The following is a 16,390-nucleotide window of genomic DNA, read 5'->3' as shown; positions in this document are numbered from 1 at the left end:
GCGCCTTCCGGTGCGCCGTACGGTGAGGGCATGACGGCACCTTCCCCGCACACCGAGATCGACGGCGTCCCGGCGACCGATCCGGAGCTCCTCGCCGCCCTCCTGAGCGGATACGGCCACTTCACGGCGATGCAGGTACGGGACGGGCGCGTGAAGGGCCTGGCCCTGCACCTCGACCGGCTCGACCGCTCCACCCGCGAGCTCTTCGACCGGAAGCTGGACGGCGGGCGGGTGCGCGGGCTCGTCGCCGGGGCCCTCGCGAACGCCGGGCGGCGGGACGCCTCGGTCCGGGTGTACGTGTACCCCGGCGTCCGCACCGTCGTGACCGTCGCCGACCCGGCGCCCGACGGCCCCGGCGCCCCGCAGCGCCTGACGACCGTCGACTACTGGCGGCCCGCGCCGCACATCAAGCACCTGGGCGGCTTCGGCCAGCGCTTCCACGGCGAGGCGGCCCGTCGGGCCGGCTACGACGAGGCCCTGTTGACCTCCCCGTACGGCGAGATCTCCGAGGGCGCGGCCACCAACATCGCCTTCTGGGACGGCACTTCGCTGGTCTGGCCGTCGGCGCCCTGCCTCCACGGCGTCACCATGGCCCTCCTGGAACCGCGCCTGGAGTCGGTCCGCCGCCCGGTCGGCGTGGCCGACCTGGCGGGCTACCGGGCCGCGTTCGTGTCCAACTCCCGGACGATCGCGCCCGTGACGGCGATCGACGAGGTGGCGTTCGCGGTGGACGGGGAGCTGATGGGGCGGGTGCACTCGGCATACGACTCCGTGGAGTGGGACAGGCTCTAGACCGAGCGGGACCGGGGGGATCGACGGGAGGGTCGCGACCGGGGCGGCGGCGGGGGCGCAGCAGTGGCCATGGCCTCGATCGGCGGGCTGACCGGGATCGGGTGGCCCCGGTCGCCCCCGACGCTCACCCGTTCGGCACGGCCCGTCAGCTGACGGGCCGTGAACCGCTCTGACCTGCGGGAATGCCGGAAATCCAGGGGGCGCGCCGTATCGGACGGAGCAATCCTGATGCCCCATCAGGAGGCGGAGTGCGCGGTGCGGCTCTTATCTCGGTCTCAGAAGGTCCGGCTCCGGGACGTCCCTCCCGGGAGGACCGGCCGGCATGACCGCTCGCGCGCCCCGGAGGCCCCCCATGCGCACCCTTGCCCGACTGTTCACCGGTACCGCGCTGGCGGTCGCCGCGATCGGGGCGTTCGCCGCCCCCGCGGCGTACGCGAGCAACGACCCCGGCGAGTGGAACAACGAGAGCCACGAATCGAGCGGGAACCACGAGTCGGGCGGGAGCCGCGAAGCGCTGGAGATCTTCCCGTCGTCCGCGTCCCCGGGCGAGACCGTCACCGTGAGCACGCTCGCCTGCGGCAAGCACGGGCACGGCGTCGGGGACGCGAACTCGCTCGGCGCGGGCGAGTTCCAGCTGAACCCGAGCACGCACAAGGAAGTGGTGGTCGGGCAGTTCACCGTGCCGGAGCACGTCAAGGCCGGTTCCTACTGGATCAGCGTGGCCTGCGACAACGGCAAGACGGCCCGGGGCGACCTGACCGTCAAGCACCGGGGTCCCAGCGGCCACGTCCAGACCGGTGTCGGAGGCAGCGTCGGCCCCGACACCGCCCAGGTCACGGCGGGCGCGGCGGTGCTGGCCGCGGCTGCCGTCGGCGGTGTCCTGGTCCTGCGTCGCCGGGCGAGCGGCGCGCGGGGCCACTGAGACCACCGCCTGTCCTGCCCCCGCCGCGCGCCCGCACACGGCCCGGCGGGGGCAGGGCCACACCCCACGAAGCGACCGAGGGACCGGGGAGTCCAGGTGAGCAACAAGAGCAAGGGCTGGGGCATAGCCGCGGCCGCGTGCGCCGGGCTCTGGCTCGTCCAGAACGGCTCGCAGAACGTCACCCCGCCCGTGCCGTCGGCCGCGCAGGCCTTCGCCGCCGGGCCGAGCGTGCACACCGACGCCGCCGCCGACCCGCTGCCGCCCTCGCCGCCGGTCCGGCTGCGCATCCCCGAGACCGACGTGGACACCCCGATGACGCGCCTCGGCCTCACGGCGGACGGCGCGCTCGACGTGCCGCCGGCCGCGGACCGGAACCTGGCCGGCTGGTACGGGGACGGGACGACGCCCGGCGCCAAGGGCACCGCGATCGTCGCGGGCCACGTCGACAACGCCGACGGGCCCGCCGTCTTCTACACACTCGGCGCCCTCAAGAAGGGCCACCGGATCGAGGTGGACCGGCAGGACGGGCGGACGGCCGTGTTCACGGTCGACGCGATCGAGGTGTACGACAGCAAGCACTTCCCGGACCGGAAGGTGTACGACGAGGCCGACCGGGCCGAGATCCGGGTGATCACCTGCGGCGGCGGCTTCTCGAAGAAGAACGGCTACCAGGGGAACGTGGTCGCCTTCGGCCACCTCATCGGGGTGAGGTGACGCCTCAGGCCCACTGGTCGAAGGCGAGCTTCGCGACCAGCGAGAGCACCACCACGAGCAGCACCCCGCGGACGAACTCGGCTCCCTTGCTCAGCGCCATGCGCGCCCCGAGCATCCCGCCGGCCAGGTTGAAGACGGCCATGACGGCCGCGAGCTGCCAGTACACGCTGCCCTGGTACGCGAACATGGCGAGCGCGCCCGCGTTGGTGCAGACGTTCACGATCTTCGCGGTGGCGGAGGCCGTCACCAGGTCCAGATGGAGCACGGCGGTCAGCGCGAGGACGAGGAAGGTCCCGGTGCCCGGCCCGAACAGGCCGTCGTAGAAGCCGATCCCGCCGCCGACGACCACGATCGCGGTCACGATCCGCGCCCGGGTCAGCGGCGCCCGCTCCTCCCCCTCGGCCTTCACGCCGAAGGACGGCCGCAGCATCACGAAGGCCGCGACCGCGAGCAGCACCACCATGATCACCGGGCGCAGGACGTCGCTGCTGATCCCGGCCGCGAAGAACGCGCCGCCCATGGAGCCGGCGAGGGCCGCGAGCCCGATCCGCACCGCCGTCCCCACCCGCACGGGCGCCTTGCGGAGGTAGGTGACGGCGGCCCCCGTGGTGCCCACGATCGAGACGGCCTTGTTCGTGCCGAGGATGTGCGCGGTCGGTACGTGGGGCAGCCCGAGCAGCAGGGCGGGCAGCTGGAGCAGCCCGCCGCCGCCCACCACGGCGTCGATCCACCCCGCCACGAGCGAGGCGAGGCAGAGCAGGACGAGGGTGGTCAGCGAGATGTCGGGCATGGCCGTGAGCCTAGGGACGAGATCGTTGCCCCGTCCATCAATCGTCTGATCGTTGAGCAAGCTCTGAGCTTGCCGCGCCCGCTTCCCGGTCGGGGGCGGGCGGGGCCGCCGGGGTCACGACGGCGGTGAGCAGCGTCGCGGCGAGCGCCCCGGTGCCGAGGAGCGCGGCGGCGAGGCGCCGCCGCGCGAACTCCACGCCGGTGCGGGGCGCGCGGTGTCTGGGCATGGTCGAAGTCCTCGCGGTGTCCAGGGGTCTGGGCATGGTCGAAGTCCTCGCAGCGTCCAGGGGTCTAGGCATGGTCGAAGTCCTCGCTGTGGATACGGGAGGCCGGCACCCCGGCCCGGAGCAGGGAGGCGGTCGCGGCGCGGGCCATCGCGGGCGGTCCGCACAGGTACACGTCGTGGGCGGCGATGTCGGGCACGAGCCGGCGCAGCGCGCGGGGCGCGAGGGGGTCGAAGGCGCCGTCCGAGGGGCCGAGCAGGAAGTGCAGGGCGGCCTGGCGTTCGCGGGCGATGGCCTCCAGTTCGGCGCGCAGGACGAGGCCGGTGGCGTCGGAGGCCCGGTGGAGGAGGGTCACGTCGCCGGGCCCGCCGGGCAGGGTCTCGAAGAGGGCGCGCAGCGGGGTGATACCGACCCCGCCGGCGAGCAGCAGGACCTTGCGGCGGGTGCGGCGGTGCGCGGTGAGCGCGCCGAAGGGGCCCGAGGCGAGGACGCGGACGCCGGGGCGGAGGCGGCGGATGCGCCGGGTGTGGTCGCCGAGCGCCTTCACGGTGATCCGCAGGGTGTCGTCGCGGACGGGCGCGGAGAGCGAGAACGGCAGGGCGGTCGCCCAGAGGCCGCGCCGGAGGAAGCGCCAGCGGAAGAACTGGCCGGGCTCGGCGTGAAGCAGCGCCACTCCCCTGCCGCGGACGAGGACGGAGACGACCCCGGGGCCCTCGTCGCGGACCTCGGCGACCCGCAGTCCGTGGCGGAGGGCGGCGCGGACGGGGACGACGAGCCGGTACCAGAGGAGGAGGACGGCGACGGTGCCGTGGGCCATCGACCAGAGCCAGCGGGTGAGGAGACCGCCGGCGAGGTCGGGTCCGGCGAGCTGGTGGACGAAGCCGAGCGCGGCGGCGAGGAGGGCGCCGAGGTGGACGGCCCGCCAGGTCTCGTGGCGGACGCGGCGGCGGACGGCCCGGGCGGAGGTGACGCCGACGGCGACGAAGAGGCCGGTGCCCGCGGTGGCGGCGGCGATCGCCCCGTACGCGAGGAGGTCCCCGGTGGCGGTGACCAGGTCCGTACGGGTGTGCACGGCGTAGCCGCAGAGGGCGAGGAGCGCGTGGGCGCCGATCAGACCGAGGACGTGGCGCCCGCCGAGGGCGTGCCAGCGGGCGAGCCGGTCGGCGCCGACGCCGTGCTCGACGGCCGGGACGCGGGCCATGAGCAGCAGCAGGACGAGGACGCCGTACCCGGCGAGGAGGCCGGTGAGGTGGGCGCCGGTCGCGAAGAACGCGTCGAGGCGGGCGGAGGGCCGGGCCTGGACGCCCCACAGGAGGGCGACGGCCCCGGCACCGGCGGCGATCGCGTTCCGCAGCCGTTCGGGGGCGAGCCGCAGAGGGGCGGGGAGCGGAGGGGTGGGGAGGGGGTGGCTGGAGAGGGGGTGGCTGGGGCTGGCCTCGGTGGTCACGTCCGGCACCCTAGGGCGGCCCGTATACGGAAACGGCGTGCTTAAGGCGGCCTTGAGCCGAGACTGACCGCGCGTTAACCCGGCGGGCCTCACAGCGGTCGCCGCACCGGTCGGAGATCAGCGTTCCGCACGGGAAACAGCCGGGATGCCGACGGGTAACACCGGCCTCGCACCCTTCCTTCCATGAGTACACGGATCGTGGTGGTCGGGGGCGGAACGGCGGGCGCCCGGCTCGCCCAGCGCCTGCCGGTCACCCTCCTCGGCGAGGAACCGCACGCCCCCTACAACAGGGTGCTGCTCGCCGACGTCCTCGCCGGACGGTACGCCCCCGAGGTCATCGCCCTGCCCGCGCCCCGGGAGCCGGTACGGCTCGGGGTCCGGGCCGTACGGATCGACCGCGCGGCCCGCACGGTCGAGTGCGCGGACGGCTCGCTCGTCGCGTACGACCGGCTGGTCCTGGCCACCGGCTCCAACCCGGTGCTCCCGCCGCTGCGCGGACTGCGCGGGGCGGTGCTCCCTGCCGGGGTCCACCCCTTCCGCACCCTGGACGACTGCCTGGCGCTGCGCGCGCTGGTACGGCCCGGGGTGCGGGCCGTCGTCATCGGCGGCGGCCTCCTCGGCGTCTCGGCCGCGCGGGCCCTCGCGGCGCTGGGCGCGGACGTGGTCCTGACCCAGCAGGGCGAGCGCCTGATGGAGCGCCAGCTCGACTCCCACGCCTCGGCGCTGCTGCGCTCGCACGTCGAGTCCCTCGGCGTCGAGGTCCACACCGAGTGCCGCGTCAGCGGCCTGCGGCAGCGGGACGGCACCGTCACCGCCGTCGAACTCGCCGACGGCTACGTCCTCGACGCCCAGGTCGTGGTCCTCGCCTGCGGCGTCCGCCCCCGCGTCTCCCTGGCCCGCTCGGCCGGCCTCTCCGTCGCCGCGGGCATCGTCGTCGACGACGAGCTGCGGACGTCCGACCCGTCCATCCACGCGATCGGCGACTGCGCGGAACACGCGGGCCACGTCTACGGCCTCGCCGGCCCCGCCCTGGAACAGGCGGACGTCCTGGCGGACCTGCTGCTGAACGAGACGCCCACCCCCACCCCGTGTGGGCGATCGTCCCGCAGCGGGGGTCCCCCCTGGACGAAGTCCTCGGGGGAGGGACGGGTGGGCACACGGGACGGCGCCCCTAGCGGCGCCTCCGCGTTCCGCGCCCTGACCCGCACCACCGGCGACGACGCACAGGGGGTGCGGGTCCAGGCCCGGGAGCCTCTGGCGCCGGCAGGGGCGCCGTCCGCTGTACCCACCCGTTCCGCCCAGGGGGCACCTCCCGGACGGAGTCTGGGGGAGGAACGATTGCCCACAGCGGCGGAAGCCGCGCCCACAGCCCGCTACACCGGCACCCGCGCCCTCACCCGCCTCACCCTCGGCGGCCCCCACCCCCTCGACCTCGCCGCGTTCGGCCAGGTCACGCCGGAACCCGGGGACGACGTCGTCCAGCTCACCGACGCCACGCGCGCGGCGTACCGGAAGGTCGTCGTGCGGGGGGACCGGCTCGTCGGGGGTGTGCTGCTGGGCGACCTGGCGGCGGTCGGCGCGCTCGCAAGGGCCTGGGAGGGCGACGAGGCCCTGCCCGACGAGGCCCCCCTGCTCCACCTGCTCACCCACGACGGAGGCTCCTCATGACCACCCCCACCATCGTCCTGGTCGGCCACGGAATGGTCGGGCAGCGGTTCCTGGAGGCGCTCGCCGACCGTGGCGTCACGGGGCGGGCCAGGATCGTGGTCCTCTGCGAGGAGCCGCGCCCGGCCTACGACCGCGTCCAGCTGACCTCGTACTTCTCCGGGAAGACGCCCGACGACCTGTCGGTGGTCGAGGACGGCTTCATGGAGAAGCACGGCATCGAGCTGTACACGAACGACCCGGCCGAGACGATCGACCGCGCGGCCCGGACGGTGACCGCCCGCTCCGGGCGGGTCGTCGCGTACGACACGCTCGTCCTCGCCACCGGCTCGTACCCCTTCGTGCCGCCCGTCCCCGGCAAGGACGCCGAGGGCTGTTTCGTCTACCGGACGATCGAGGACCTCCTCGCGATCGAGGAGTACGCGAAGACGGCGAGGACGGGCGCGGTCGTCGGCGGCGGGCTGCTCGGTCTGGAGGCGGCGGGCGCGCTGAAGGGCCTCGGGCTCGACACGCACGTGGTGGAGTTCGCGCCGCGCCTGATGCCGGTGCAGGTCGACGAGGGCGGCGGCGCGGCCCTGCTCCGCACGATCGAGAAGATGGGTCTGACCGTCCACACGGGGACGGGCACGCAGGAGGTCGTGACGGCGGACGGCGCCGTGACGGGCATGAAGCTGTCGGACGGCTCCGAACTGGCCGCGGACATGGTCGTCTTCTCGGCGGGCGTACGCCCCCGGGACCAGCTGGCCCGCGACTGCGGCCTCACCGTCGGCGAGCGCGGCGGCATCGCGGTGGACGAGCTGTGCCGTACGTCCGACCCGGCGGTCCTCGCGATCGGCGAGTGCGCGCTGGCCTCGGACGGCCGGGTGTACGGCCTGGTCGCGCCGGGCTACGAGATGGCGCAGACGGCGGCGGCGACGATCGCCGGAGAGGCGGTCGGCGGCTTCACCGGCGCCGACATGTCGACCAAGCTGAAGCTCCTCGGCGTGGACGTGGCCTCCTTCGGCGACGCGCACGGGACGGCCGAGGGCTCCCTCGACGTCGTGTACTCCGACTCCCGTTCGGGCGTCTACAAGAAGCTGGTGGTCTCCGGTGACGGGGTGCTCCTCGGCGGTGTCCTGGTCGGCGACGCCGAGCAGTACGGACTGCTCCGCCCGCTCACCGGCTCCGTGCCCCCCGTCTCCCCCGAGCGGCTGGTGCTCCCGGCGGGCGCCGGCGCGCCGGTCGCGCTCGGCCCGTCCGCCCTGCCGGACGACGCCGTCATCTGCTCCTGCCACAACGTGACGAAGCACGCGATCGGCCAGTGCGCGAGCCTCCCCGAGGTGAAGAAGTGCACCAAGGCCGGTACGGGCTGCGGCAGTTGCGTGAAGACGATCGAGAAGCTGCTGCCGGCCGCCGCCGGCGGGGGGCTGTGCGGCTGCTTCTCGTACACCCGGAGCGAGCTGTACGAGATCGCCCGCACCCTGCGGCTGACCTCCTTCGCCGCACTGCTCGACTCGCACGGCCGTGAGGAGGCGCGGGGCGGCGAGGGCTGCGAGGTGTGCAAGCCGACCGTCGGCTCCATCCTGGCCTCCCTCGCCCCGGCACTCGGCATCGGCGGCTACATCCTGGACGGCGAGCAGGCCTCCCTCCAGGACACCAACGACCACTTCCTCGCCAACATGCAGCGCAACGGCTCCTATTCGGTGGTGCCGCGCATCCCCGGCGGCGAGATCACCCCGGACAAGCTGATCGTGATCGGCGAGGTGGCCCGGGACTTCGGGCTCTACACGAAGATCACCGGCGGTCAGCGGATCGACCTGTTCGGCGCCCGGGTGGACCAGCTGCCCTCGATCTGGACGCGGCTCGTCGACGCGGGCTTCGAGTCGGGGCACGCGTACGGCAAGGCGCTGCGCACCGTGAAGTCCTGCGTGGGGCAGACCTGGTGCCGGTACGGAGTCCAGGACTCGGTGCGGATGGCGATCCGGCTGGAGCTGCGCTACCGGGGCCTGCGCGCCCCGCACAAGCTGAAGTCGGCGGTCTCGGGCTGTGCCCGCGAGTGCGCGGAGGCCCAGTCGAAGGACTTCGGGATCATCGCGACGGCGAACGGCTGGAACCTGTACGTCGGCGGCAACGGCGGCGCGACTCCGCGCCACGCGGACCTCCTCGCCCAGGACCTCTCGGATGCCGAACTGGTGCGCCTCATCGACCGGTTCCTGATGTTCTACATCCGGACGGCGGACCGCCTCGAGCGGACGTCGACCTGGCTGGAGCGGCTTGAGGGCGGGCTCGGCCACCTCAAGGACGTGGTGGTGCACGACTCGCTCGGGCTCTGCGAGGAGCTGGAGGCACTGATGGCCGCGCACGTCGCCGGCTACCGGGACGAGTGGGCCGAGACCCTGGACGACCCGGAGCGGCTGCGGCGCTTCGTCTCCTTCGTGAACGCGCCGGGGGCGCCGGACCCCTCGGTCCGGTTCGTGCCGGAGCGCGACCAGATCAAGCCGGACCTCACGATCCTGACGATCGGAAACCTGGAAGGGGCCACCTCCCGATGACGACGACGCTCGAACTGTCCCCGTCCCCGGACACCTGGATGGCGGTCTGCGAGGAGGCCCGGCTCACGCCCGGCCGGGGCGTGGCGGCCCTGCTTCCGGACGGCCGGCAGGCGGCGGTCTTCCGGGACCGCTCGGGCCGCGCGTACGCGATCGACAACCGCGATCCGTTCACGGGGGCGCAGGTGCTGTCCCGGGGGCTCGTCGGCTCGGCCGACGGGCGGCCGTTCGTGGCCTCGCCGCTCCTGAAGCAGCGCTTCGACCTGGAGACGGGCCGGTGCCTGGACGACGAGGAGGTCGCGGTGACGGTCTATCCGGTCCGCACGACCCGAAGTTACTTGACCGAGCGTTCCAGATAGCCGTACGGTCTTCCCGTGGCCAGGACCAAGGAATTCGATCCGGAGGCCGCGCTCCAGGCAGCGCTCGAACTGTTCTGGGCGCGCGGCTACGAGGCGACGGCGATGTCGGACCTCGTGGAGCACCTCGGCATCGGCCGCGCCAGCATCTACGCGACCTTCGGCAACAAGCACGAGCTGTACCTGAAGGCGATGGACCGCTACCTGGAGACCCGCGACCCGCGGATCGTCGAGGAGCTGTCCACGCCGGGCCCGGCGCTGCCGGCCGTGCGGGCGCTCGTCCGCCGCTTCGCCGCCGAGGCGTCGACGGACGGGGAGCGGCTGAACGGCTGCTTCGTCACCAACTCGGCGGCGGAACTGGGCCCGCACGACACGGCGGTCGCCCGCCGGGTCGAGCTGAGCTGGGAGCAGATCGAGACCCTCCTGTACGGGGCGCTCACCCGGGCCCGCGCCGGGGGCGAGCTCCCGGCCGACCGGGACCCGCGCGCGCTCGCCCGGATGCTGCTCGTGCTGCTCCAGGGCATCCGGGTGGTCGGCAAGGCGTCGAGCGACCCGGGCAGGGTCACGGACGCGGCGGAGCAGGCCCTGGCACTGCTGGACTGAGAAGACCGAGGAGCGGGCGCCCACGGGGCGCCCTTTCTTCGGCATTAATTCTGGAACGTACGGTCAAGTTCAGAGGGACGGGGATGGCGATGACACGGTGACGACCACGGCGATGGAGCTCGGGCCGACCGTGCTCTTCGCCGCCCTGCTGACCCTCGGCGGGGACGCGGTGTCCCTGGCGGCCGCGGCCGTCCTGTTCACCGCCCTCGCCACCGCCACGCTCCTCCACCGAAAGGCCTGACCACCATGTCCGCACGCTTCACCGACCGCACCGTCCTCGTCACCGGCGCCGGTTCCGGTCTCGGCCGGGCCATCGCGCTCGCCTTCGCCGCCGAGGGCGCGAAGGTCGTCGCCGCCGGCCGTACGGCGGAGCCCCTGGAGGGGACGGTCGCCCTGATCGAGGCCGCCGGGGGCACGGCCGCCGCGGTGACCGCCGACGTGGCGAGCGCCGGGTCCACCCGGGAGCTGGTCCGGCGCACGGTCGAGCTGTTCGGCGGCCTGGACGTCGCCGTGAACAACGCGGGGGTCTTCCGGGGCGGCCACAGCGCCGCCGACTTCCCCCTGGAGGACTGGCGGACGCTGCTCGACATCAACGTGACGGGGGTGCTGCATGCCCTCCAGGCCGAGGTCGCGCACATGCGGGCGAACGGCGGCGGGGCCATCGTGAACATCGCGTCCAACCTGGGCCCGCACGTCCGGATCCCCGGGGTCTTCGGCTACCAGGTCTCCAAGGCGGCGGTCTCGGCGATGACCCGGGCGGCGGCCCTGGACCACATCGCCGACGGGATCCGGATCAACGCGGTCAGCCCCGGCGCCTCGGAGTCCGCGATGTCGCTCCGGCCCGGCGAGACCGAGGCCGAGCGGGAGGTCCGGATGAAGGAGCAGTCGCCCCTCGGCCGCATCTCGTCGGCGGCCGAGGTGGCGGCGGCGGTGCTGTACCTCGCGTCGGACGACGCGGGCTCCGCCGTCGGCACGGACCTGGTGGTCGACGGCGGCGTGTCGGCCTGACTCAGCCCTGACCCTGGACGGCCGCCGGGTCCATCCAGAAGACCTCCCAGTGGTGGCCGTCCAGGTCGGTGAAGGAGCGGCCGTACATGAAGCCCATCTCCAGCGGCTCCTTCGCCGGGGTGCCGCCGGCGGCGAGGGCGGCGTCGGCGAGCCGGTCGCACTCCTCCCGGCTCTCCGCGCTCAGCGTGACCAGGACCTCGGTGGCCCTGGTCGCGTCGGAGATCTCCTTGCCGGGGGCCATGAAGGACTTGAACTTGGGCTCTTCGAGGAGCATCGCGAAGATCGTGTCGCTGATGACCACACAGGCCGTGGTCTCGTCGCTGAACTGCGGGTTCGAGGAGTAGCCCAGCTTCTCGAAGAAGGCCTTGCTGGCGTCGACGTCCTTCACGGGCAGGTTCACGAAGATCATCTGCGAGGCCATGGCGCTCTCGTCTCTCTCGTCCGGTGCTCGTCCGGTGCTCGTCCGGTGCTCGTCCGGTGCTGTCGAGAGGTAAGACACGCCCGCCCCTCGGAACTCATCGTTCTCCCGAGGATTCTTTTCGCTCAGCCGCCCGAGCGCAGTTCGAGCGCCGCCAGCGGGACGAACCCCCCGCCCGTCCCCCCGGTCGCCGCCCCCGCCCCGGCCAGCCGCCGCAGCATCCCGAGCGCGATGCGCTCCCCCTGCGCCTTGGCCCGCTCCGCTGTCGGCCCCCGGTGCAACCCGTCGACGCTCGCACGCCACAGCTGCACCCAGCGGCCGAAGTGCGCGGCGGTGAGCGGCCGAGCGGCGTGGAGCACGGCGTGCGGGGCGAAGGCGTCCCGCCCGTATCCGGCCGTACGGAAGAGGGCCCGCTCCCAGAAGTCGGTGACGCCCGGCAGGTGCGCCTCCAGGTCCGTACCGGCGACCTCCGTGAAGAAGGGCCCGATCAGCGGGTCCGCGAAGGCGGCTCCGTAGAACCGGCGCAGCAGCACGTCGAGGTCGCGGCGGTCGCCGAGGTCGGGGGTGGCGGGCATGTCCTCCAGTGTCCCCCGTCCGACCTCGGCGTCGGCATCGGCATCGGCGTCGGCTACGAGGTGACGGGGCCCTTCCCCGCGTATCTACCCGTGTAGCACCGCAGGTCCATCTGCCGCTGTGCGCCGCCGAGCAGGGCGGCGCCCAGCGGGGTCAGGGTGTGCAGGACCGCGTTGCCGTGGCGGAGGGTCGCGATGAGGCCGGCCTCGCGGAGGACACCGGCGTGCTGGCTGGCGGAAGCCAGGGACACGCCGGCCCTGCGGGCCAGTTCGCTGGTCGTGCCGCCGTCGCCGATGGCGTGGAGGACGGCGGAGCGGGTCTGGCCGACCAGTTTGGCCAGCGAGGAGCCGCCGGGGGCGCGGACGGTCGGCGCCTCGCCGTGGGTGACGGGGTAGACGAGGACCGGTGGCAGCGCGGGGTCGCGCAGCACCACCGGGGTGCCCCGGCAGAAGAACGAGGGCTGGAGCAGCAGCCCCCGCCCGTCGAGGTGGACGTCCCGGTCGACCGGGTAGTCCGCCTCCAGGACGGGCGCGCGCCAGCGGAGCGTCGGCGGCAGCGAGGCGAGGAGTTCCTCGGCCCCGCCGTCGAGGAGGGCCCGGCCGCGGCGGGCCCGGTCGGCCTCGACGCGGGCCCGGATGTGCGGCCAGTACGGCTCGATCGCGGCCCGGTGGTAGCTCCTGAGCGCCCCCACGAGCCGGTCGAAGGGCTCCGCGCCGCCGTCGGCGAGGGCGCGCAGCGAGTGGGGCACGGTCCGGCCGCCGGAGCGGTCGGCGGCGAGCAGCGAGAGTTCGCCGCGCAGCCGGTCGGGCTCGGTGGCACGGATGGCCTGGAGGCCCTCGTCGATGCCGTGGACGCCTTCCGCGGGCGTCAGGAAGTCGGGGAAATAGCCGCGGCTGGGAACGAGGGCGGCGAGGAGGCGGGTCTCACCGCCGAGCCGCATCCGGGCGTCCGAGCGCCATTCCCCGTAGACGACGGGGCCGCGCCGGTCTCTTAAGCGGTGAAAGCTCAGAATCGTTTCCCACAGAACGTCCGGCCGGGCGGCCGTCCGCACCCCTGCCAAATCGTTCCCGGTGAAATGAATCCGCAGCATGAACGTCCCCACCTGTGCACTCGCAACCACCCCCGACGTCGAGTATGCACAGCATCACTGCACGTTACCAGGGTGTTTCAGCCACAGTTGAAAGGCATCGCGGCAATCCGGCGGAACCGAAAAGCTGTACGGGTCGGGCAGGAAACCTTCAGGACCGAGGTGACGGGCGAAGACCGTGGGGGGCTTTGTCCGTCCGGCGGCGGTCGGCGAGGTTGCGGCTCACCTGTCCGGCACCGGTAAAGGGCGCGGCCTCCGGGTGGGGATCCGGGGGTCGCGCCCGCCCCGTTGTTTGTGCCGGGGAATCGAGGATGTTCAATTTCCAATAATTCAATCGGCCGCAATTGAACATTGACCCACATCAGCTCGACGAACAAACGAACAAACAACGGGACGGACACCTCCGCACAAAAGGTGTCCGTCCCGTCTCTTTTTGTGAATCCGGAGCCGCCGCCCGCCGGTGAGGGTGAGAGGTGACCGACGGCGGCCCCGGTGGCTCGCGGGGCTCGGCGCCCCGGCACTCAGCGGCTGTCGCTGCCCTTCGCCTCGGCGGCCGCGCGGCCCGCCTCCAGGCGCGCCACCGGGATCCGGAAGGGCGAGCAGGAGACGTAGTCGAGGCCGACCTCGTGGAAGAAGTGCACCGACTCCGGGTCGCCGCCGTGCTCGCCGCAGACACCGAGCTTGATGTCGGGGCGGGTGGCGCGGCCGGCCTGGACGGCGCTGCGGACGAGCGCGCCGACACCGTCCTTGTCGATGGTCTCGAAGGGGCTGACGCCGAAGATGCCCTTCTCCAGGTACGCGGTGAAGAACGAGGCCTCCACGTCGTCGCGGGAGAAGCCCCAGACCGTCTGCGTCAGGTCGTTGGTGCCGAAGGAGAAGAACTCCGCGGCCTCGGCGATCTGACCGGCGGTCACGGCGGCGCGCGGCAGCTCGATCATGGTGCCGAGCGCGAGCTTCAGCTCGACGCCGGTCCGCTCCCGGACCTCGGCGATGACCTGCTCGGCCTCCTCGCGGACGATCTCCAGCTCCTGGACGGTGCCGACGAGCGGGATCATGATCTCGGCGCGCGGGTCGCCCTTGGCGTCGATGCGGTGGGCCGCGGCCTCGGCGATCGCCCGGACCTGCATGGTGAACAGGCCGGGGATGACCAGGCCGAGGCGGACGCCGCGCAGACCCAGCATCGGGTTCTGCTCGTGCAGCCGGTGCACGGCCTGGAGCAGGCGCAGGTCGTTCTCGTGCGGCTCCTTGCGGGACTCGGCGAGGGCGACGCGCACCGACAGCTCGGTGATGTCGGGCAGGAACTCGTGCAGCGGCGGGTCGAGCAGGCGGACCGTGACGGGCAGCCCGTCCATGGCCTCGAAGAGCTCGATGAAGTCCTGCTTCTGCAGCGGGAGCAGCGCCTTCAGCGACTCCTCGCGCTCGGCGTCCGTGTCGGCCAGGATGAGGCGCTCGACGTACTGGCGGCGCTCGCCGAGGAACATGTGCTCGGTGCGGCACAGGCCGATGCCCTGGGCGCCGAAGCGGCGGGCGCGGGAGGCGTCCTCGGCGTTGTCGGCGTTGGCGCGGACCCGGAGGCGGCGGACGCGGTCGGCGTAGGCCATGATCCGGTGCACGGCGCCGACGAGCTCGTCGGCGTCGTCGGCGCCGGCGTGCATGCGGCCCTCGAAGTACTCGACGACCGGGGACGGCACGACGGGTACCTCACCGAGGTAGACCTTGCCGGTGGAGCCGTCGATGGAGACGACGTCGCCCTCCTCGACGACCTGGCCGTCGGCCGTGGTCATCCGGCGGCGCTTGGTGTCGACCTCCAGCTCCTCGGCGCCGCAGACACAGGTCTTGCCCATGCCGCGGGCGACGACGGCGGCGTGCGAGGTCTTGCCGCCGCGGGAGGTGAGGATGCCCTCGGCGGCGATCATGCCGTCCAGGTCGTCCGGGTTGGTCTCGCGGCGGATCAGGATGACCTTCTCGCCGGAGCGGGACCACTTGACGGCCGTGTACGAGTCGAAGACGGCCTTGCCGACGGCGGCGCCCGGGGAGGCGGCGATGCCGCGCCCGATCTGCTCGACCTTCGCGTTCTCGTCGAACTTGGGGAACATCAGCTGGGCGAGCTGGGCGCCGGTGACGCGCTGGAGCGCCTCGGCCTCGTCGATCAGGCCCTGGTCCACCAGCTGCGTGGCGATGCGGAAGGCGGCACCGGCGGTGCGCTTGCCGACGCGGGTCTGGAGCATCCAGAGCTGGCCGCGCTCGATGGTGAACTCGATGTCGCAGAGATCCTTGTAGTGGGTCTCCAGCGTGTTCATGATGTGCATGAGCTGGTCGTACGACTTCTTGTCGATCGACTCGAGATCGGCCAGCGGCACGGTGTTGCGGATGCCGGCGACGACGTCCTCGCCCTGCGCGTTCTGCAGGTAGTCGCCGTAGACGCCGGCGTGGCCGGAGGCGGGGTCGCGGGTGAAGGCGACGCCGGTGCCGGAGTCGGGGCCGAGGTTGCCGAAGACCATCGAGCAGACGTTGACGGCGGTGCCGAGGTCGCCCGGGATGCGCTCCTGGCGGCGGTAGAGCTTGGCGCGGTCCGTGTTCCAGGAGTTGAAGACGGCCTCGATGGCGAGGTCCATCTGCTCGCGCGGGTCCTGCGGGAAGTCGCGGCCGGTCTCGGCCTTCACGATCTTCTTGAAGTGCTCGACGACCTTCTTGAGGTCGGCGGCGTCCAGGTCGGTGTCGCTGGCGACCTTCTTCGCGGCCTTGGCCTCGTCGAGGGCCTCCTCGAAGAGCTCGCCGTCGACGCCGAGGACGGTCTTGCCGAACATCTGGATCAGGCGGCGGTACGAGTCCCAGGCGAAGCGCTCGTTGTCGGCCTGGCGGGCGAGGCCGGCCACCGACTCGTCGGAGAGGCCGATGTTGAGGACGGTGTCCATCATGCCCGGCATGGAGAACTTGGCGCCCGAGCGGACCGAGACGAGAAGCGGGTTGTCGGCCTGGCCGAGCTTCTTGCCCATCTGCTGCTCGAGGGCGTCGAGGTGCGCGCTGACCTCGTCGCGGAGCTCGACCGGCTCCGAGCCGCTCTCGAGGTAGACCTTGCACGCCTCGGTGGTGATCGTGAAGCCCGGAGGCACCGGAAGGCCGAGGTTGGTCATCTCGGCGAGGTTGGCGCCCTTGCCACCGAGCAGGTCCTTCAGGTCCCTGTTGCCCTCGGTGAAGTCGTAGACGAACTTCTGATCATTGTTTTCCGACACGGGTCCCGACTCCTCGATGACTCGGTTGGCT

At 72.9% G+C, this 16,390-nt stretch carries 16 protein-coding genes; 9 read left to right on the top strand and 7 right to left on the bottom strand.

The genetic code is table 11. The features are described 5' to 3' along the window. The first annotated feature begins 30 nt into the window (after positions 1–30). The 3 genes from ACH4TP_RS15625 to ACH4TP_RS15615 all read left to right on the top strand — a co-directional run bounded on the left by ACH4TP_RS15625 (position 31) and on the right by ACH4TP_RS15615 (position 2,428). Positions 31–792: an aminotransferase class IV gene (locus ACH4TP_RS15625; protein WP_398438151.1), complete on the top strand. Its 762-nt coding sequence runs from the start codon at positions 31–33 to the stop codon at positions 790–792. A gap of 352 nt (positions 793–1,144) precedes the next feature. Beyond that, complete coding sequence (locus tag ACH4TP_RS15620) at positions 1,145–1,714, top strand: hypothetical protein (RefSeq protein WP_398438149.1); 570 nt, start codon at positions 1,145–1,147, stop codon at positions 1,712–1,714. 96 nt (positions 1,715–1,810) lie between these two features. Continuing rightward, positions 1,811–2,428, top strand: coding sequence for a class F sortase (locus ACH4TP_RS15615; RefSeq protein WP_389221689.1), 618 nt, complete (start codon positions 1,811–1,813; stop codon positions 2,426–2,428). 4 nt (positions 2,429–2,432) lie between these two features. Here the strand turns inward: ACH4TP_RS15615 and ACH4TP_RS15610 are convergent, their stop codons facing one another. From ACH4TP_RS15610 to ACH4TP_RS15600, 3 genes are all read right to left on the bottom strand, one after another. Continuing rightward, entirely contained in the window at positions 2,433–3,218 is a 786-nt protein-coding gene (locus tag ACH4TP_RS15610; RefSeq protein ID WP_389221691.1) for a sulfite exporter TauE/SafE family protein, read from the bottom strand. Positions 3,219–3,255: 37 nt separating this feature from the next. Next, complete coding sequence (locus ACH4TP_RS15605) at positions 3,256–3,444, bottom strand: hypothetical protein (RefSeq protein WP_389221693.1); 189 nt, start codon at positions 3,442–3,444, stop codon at positions 3,256–3,258. A gap of 64 nt (positions 3,445–3,508) precedes the next feature. After that, positions 3,509–4,888 (bottom strand): ferric reductase-like transmembrane domain-containing protein, encoded by a 1,380-nt coding sequence (locus ACH4TP_RS15600; RefSeq protein WP_398438147.1) that lies wholly within the window; start codon positions 4,886–4,888, stop codon positions 3,509–3,511. Between the two features lie 183 nt (positions 4,889–5,071). On the opposite strand from ACH4TP_RS15600, the gene ACH4TP_RS15595 reads away from it, so the two are divergent. The 6 genes from ACH4TP_RS15595 to ACH4TP_RS15570 all read left to right on the top strand — a co-directional run bounded on the left by ACH4TP_RS15595 (position 5,072) and on the right by ACH4TP_RS15570 (position 11,048). Beyond that, on the top strand, positions 5,072–6,556 hold the full coding sequence (locus ACH4TP_RS15595) for an NAD(P)/FAD-dependent oxidoreductase (protein ID WP_398438145.1): 1,485 nt from the start codon (positions 5,072–5,074) through the stop codon (positions 6,554–6,556). Further along, on the top strand, positions 6,553–9,084 hold the full coding sequence (nirB, locus tag ACH4TP_RS15590; protein WP_398438144.1) for a nitrite reductase large subunit NirB: 2,532 nt from the start codon (positions 6,553–6,555) through the stop codon (positions 9,082–9,084). The genes ACH4TP_RS15595 and nirB overlap by 4 nt, the downstream gene beginning before the upstream one ends. After that, positions 9,081–9,440 (top strand): nitrite reductase small subunit NirD, encoded by a 360-nt coding sequence (gene nirD, locus ACH4TP_RS15585; RefSeq protein ID WP_389221701.1) that lies wholly within the window; start codon positions 9,081–9,083, stop codon positions 9,438–9,440. Before nirB ends, nirD begins: the two co-directional genes overlap by 4 nt. A 15-nt stretch (positions 9,441–9,455) precedes the next feature. Then, a complete protein-coding gene (locus ACH4TP_RS15580) occupies positions 9,456–10,040 on the top strand; it encodes a TetR/AcrR family transcriptional regulator (protein WP_398438142.1) in 585 nt (194 codons plus the stop codon). A 97-nt stretch (positions 10,041–10,137) separates the two neighbouring features. Next, positions 10,138–10,281: a hypothetical protein gene (locus ACH4TP_RS15575; RefSeq protein WP_398438141.1), complete on the top strand. Its 144-nt coding sequence runs from the start codon at positions 10,138–10,140 to the stop codon at positions 10,279–10,281. A gap of 5 nt (positions 10,282–10,286) precedes the next feature. Continuing rightward, positions 10,287–11,048 (top strand): SDR family NAD(P)-dependent oxidoreductase, encoded by a 762-nt coding sequence (locus ACH4TP_RS15570; RefSeq protein WP_398438139.1) that lies wholly within the window; start codon positions 10,287–10,289, stop codon positions 11,046–11,048. Position 11,049: 1 nt separating this feature from the next. Here ACH4TP_RS15570 and ACH4TP_RS15565 read toward each other — a convergent pair whose 3' ends face one another. From ACH4TP_RS15565 to ppdK, 4 genes are all read right to left on the bottom strand, one after another. Then, positions 11,050–11,469, bottom strand: a complete 420-nt coding sequence (locus tag ACH4TP_RS15565; protein ID WP_398438137.1) for a VOC family protein — start codon at positions 11,467–11,469, stop codon at positions 11,050–11,052. A gap of 122 nt (positions 11,470–11,591) precedes the next feature. Beyond that, on the bottom strand, positions 11,592–12,041 hold the full coding sequence (locus tag ACH4TP_RS15560; RefSeq protein ID WP_398438135.1) for a group III truncated hemoglobin: 450 nt from the start codon (positions 12,039–12,041) through the stop codon (positions 11,592–11,594). 53 nt (positions 12,042–12,094) lie between these two features. Beyond that, positions 12,095–13,129 carry a helix-turn-helix domain-containing protein gene (locus ACH4TP_RS15555; RefSeq protein WP_389221711.1) on the bottom strand — a complete coding sequence of 345 codons (1,035 nt, stop codon included), beginning with the start codon at positions 13,127–13,129 and terminating at the stop codon, positions 12,095–12,097. 518 nt (positions 13,130–13,647) lie between these two features. Then, positions 13,648–16,359 carry a pyruvate, phosphate dikinase gene (gene ppdK, locus ACH4TP_RS15550; protein WP_398438133.1) on the bottom strand — a complete coding sequence of 904 codons (2,712 nt, stop codon included), beginning with the start codon at positions 16,357–16,359 and terminating at the stop codon, positions 13,648–13,650. Positions 16,360–16,390 lie beyond the last annotated feature (31 nt).

It is taken from the genome of Streptomyces sp. NPDC021012, from assembly GCF_044333355.1.
In the GTDB taxonomy this organism is placed as follows: domain Bacteria; phylum Actinomycetota; class Actinomycetes; order Streptomycetales; family Streptomycetaceae; genus Streptomyces.
The sequence above is the reverse complement of the archived record's forward strand: the minus strand, read 5'-3'. Positions and strand labels throughout refer to the sequence as shown.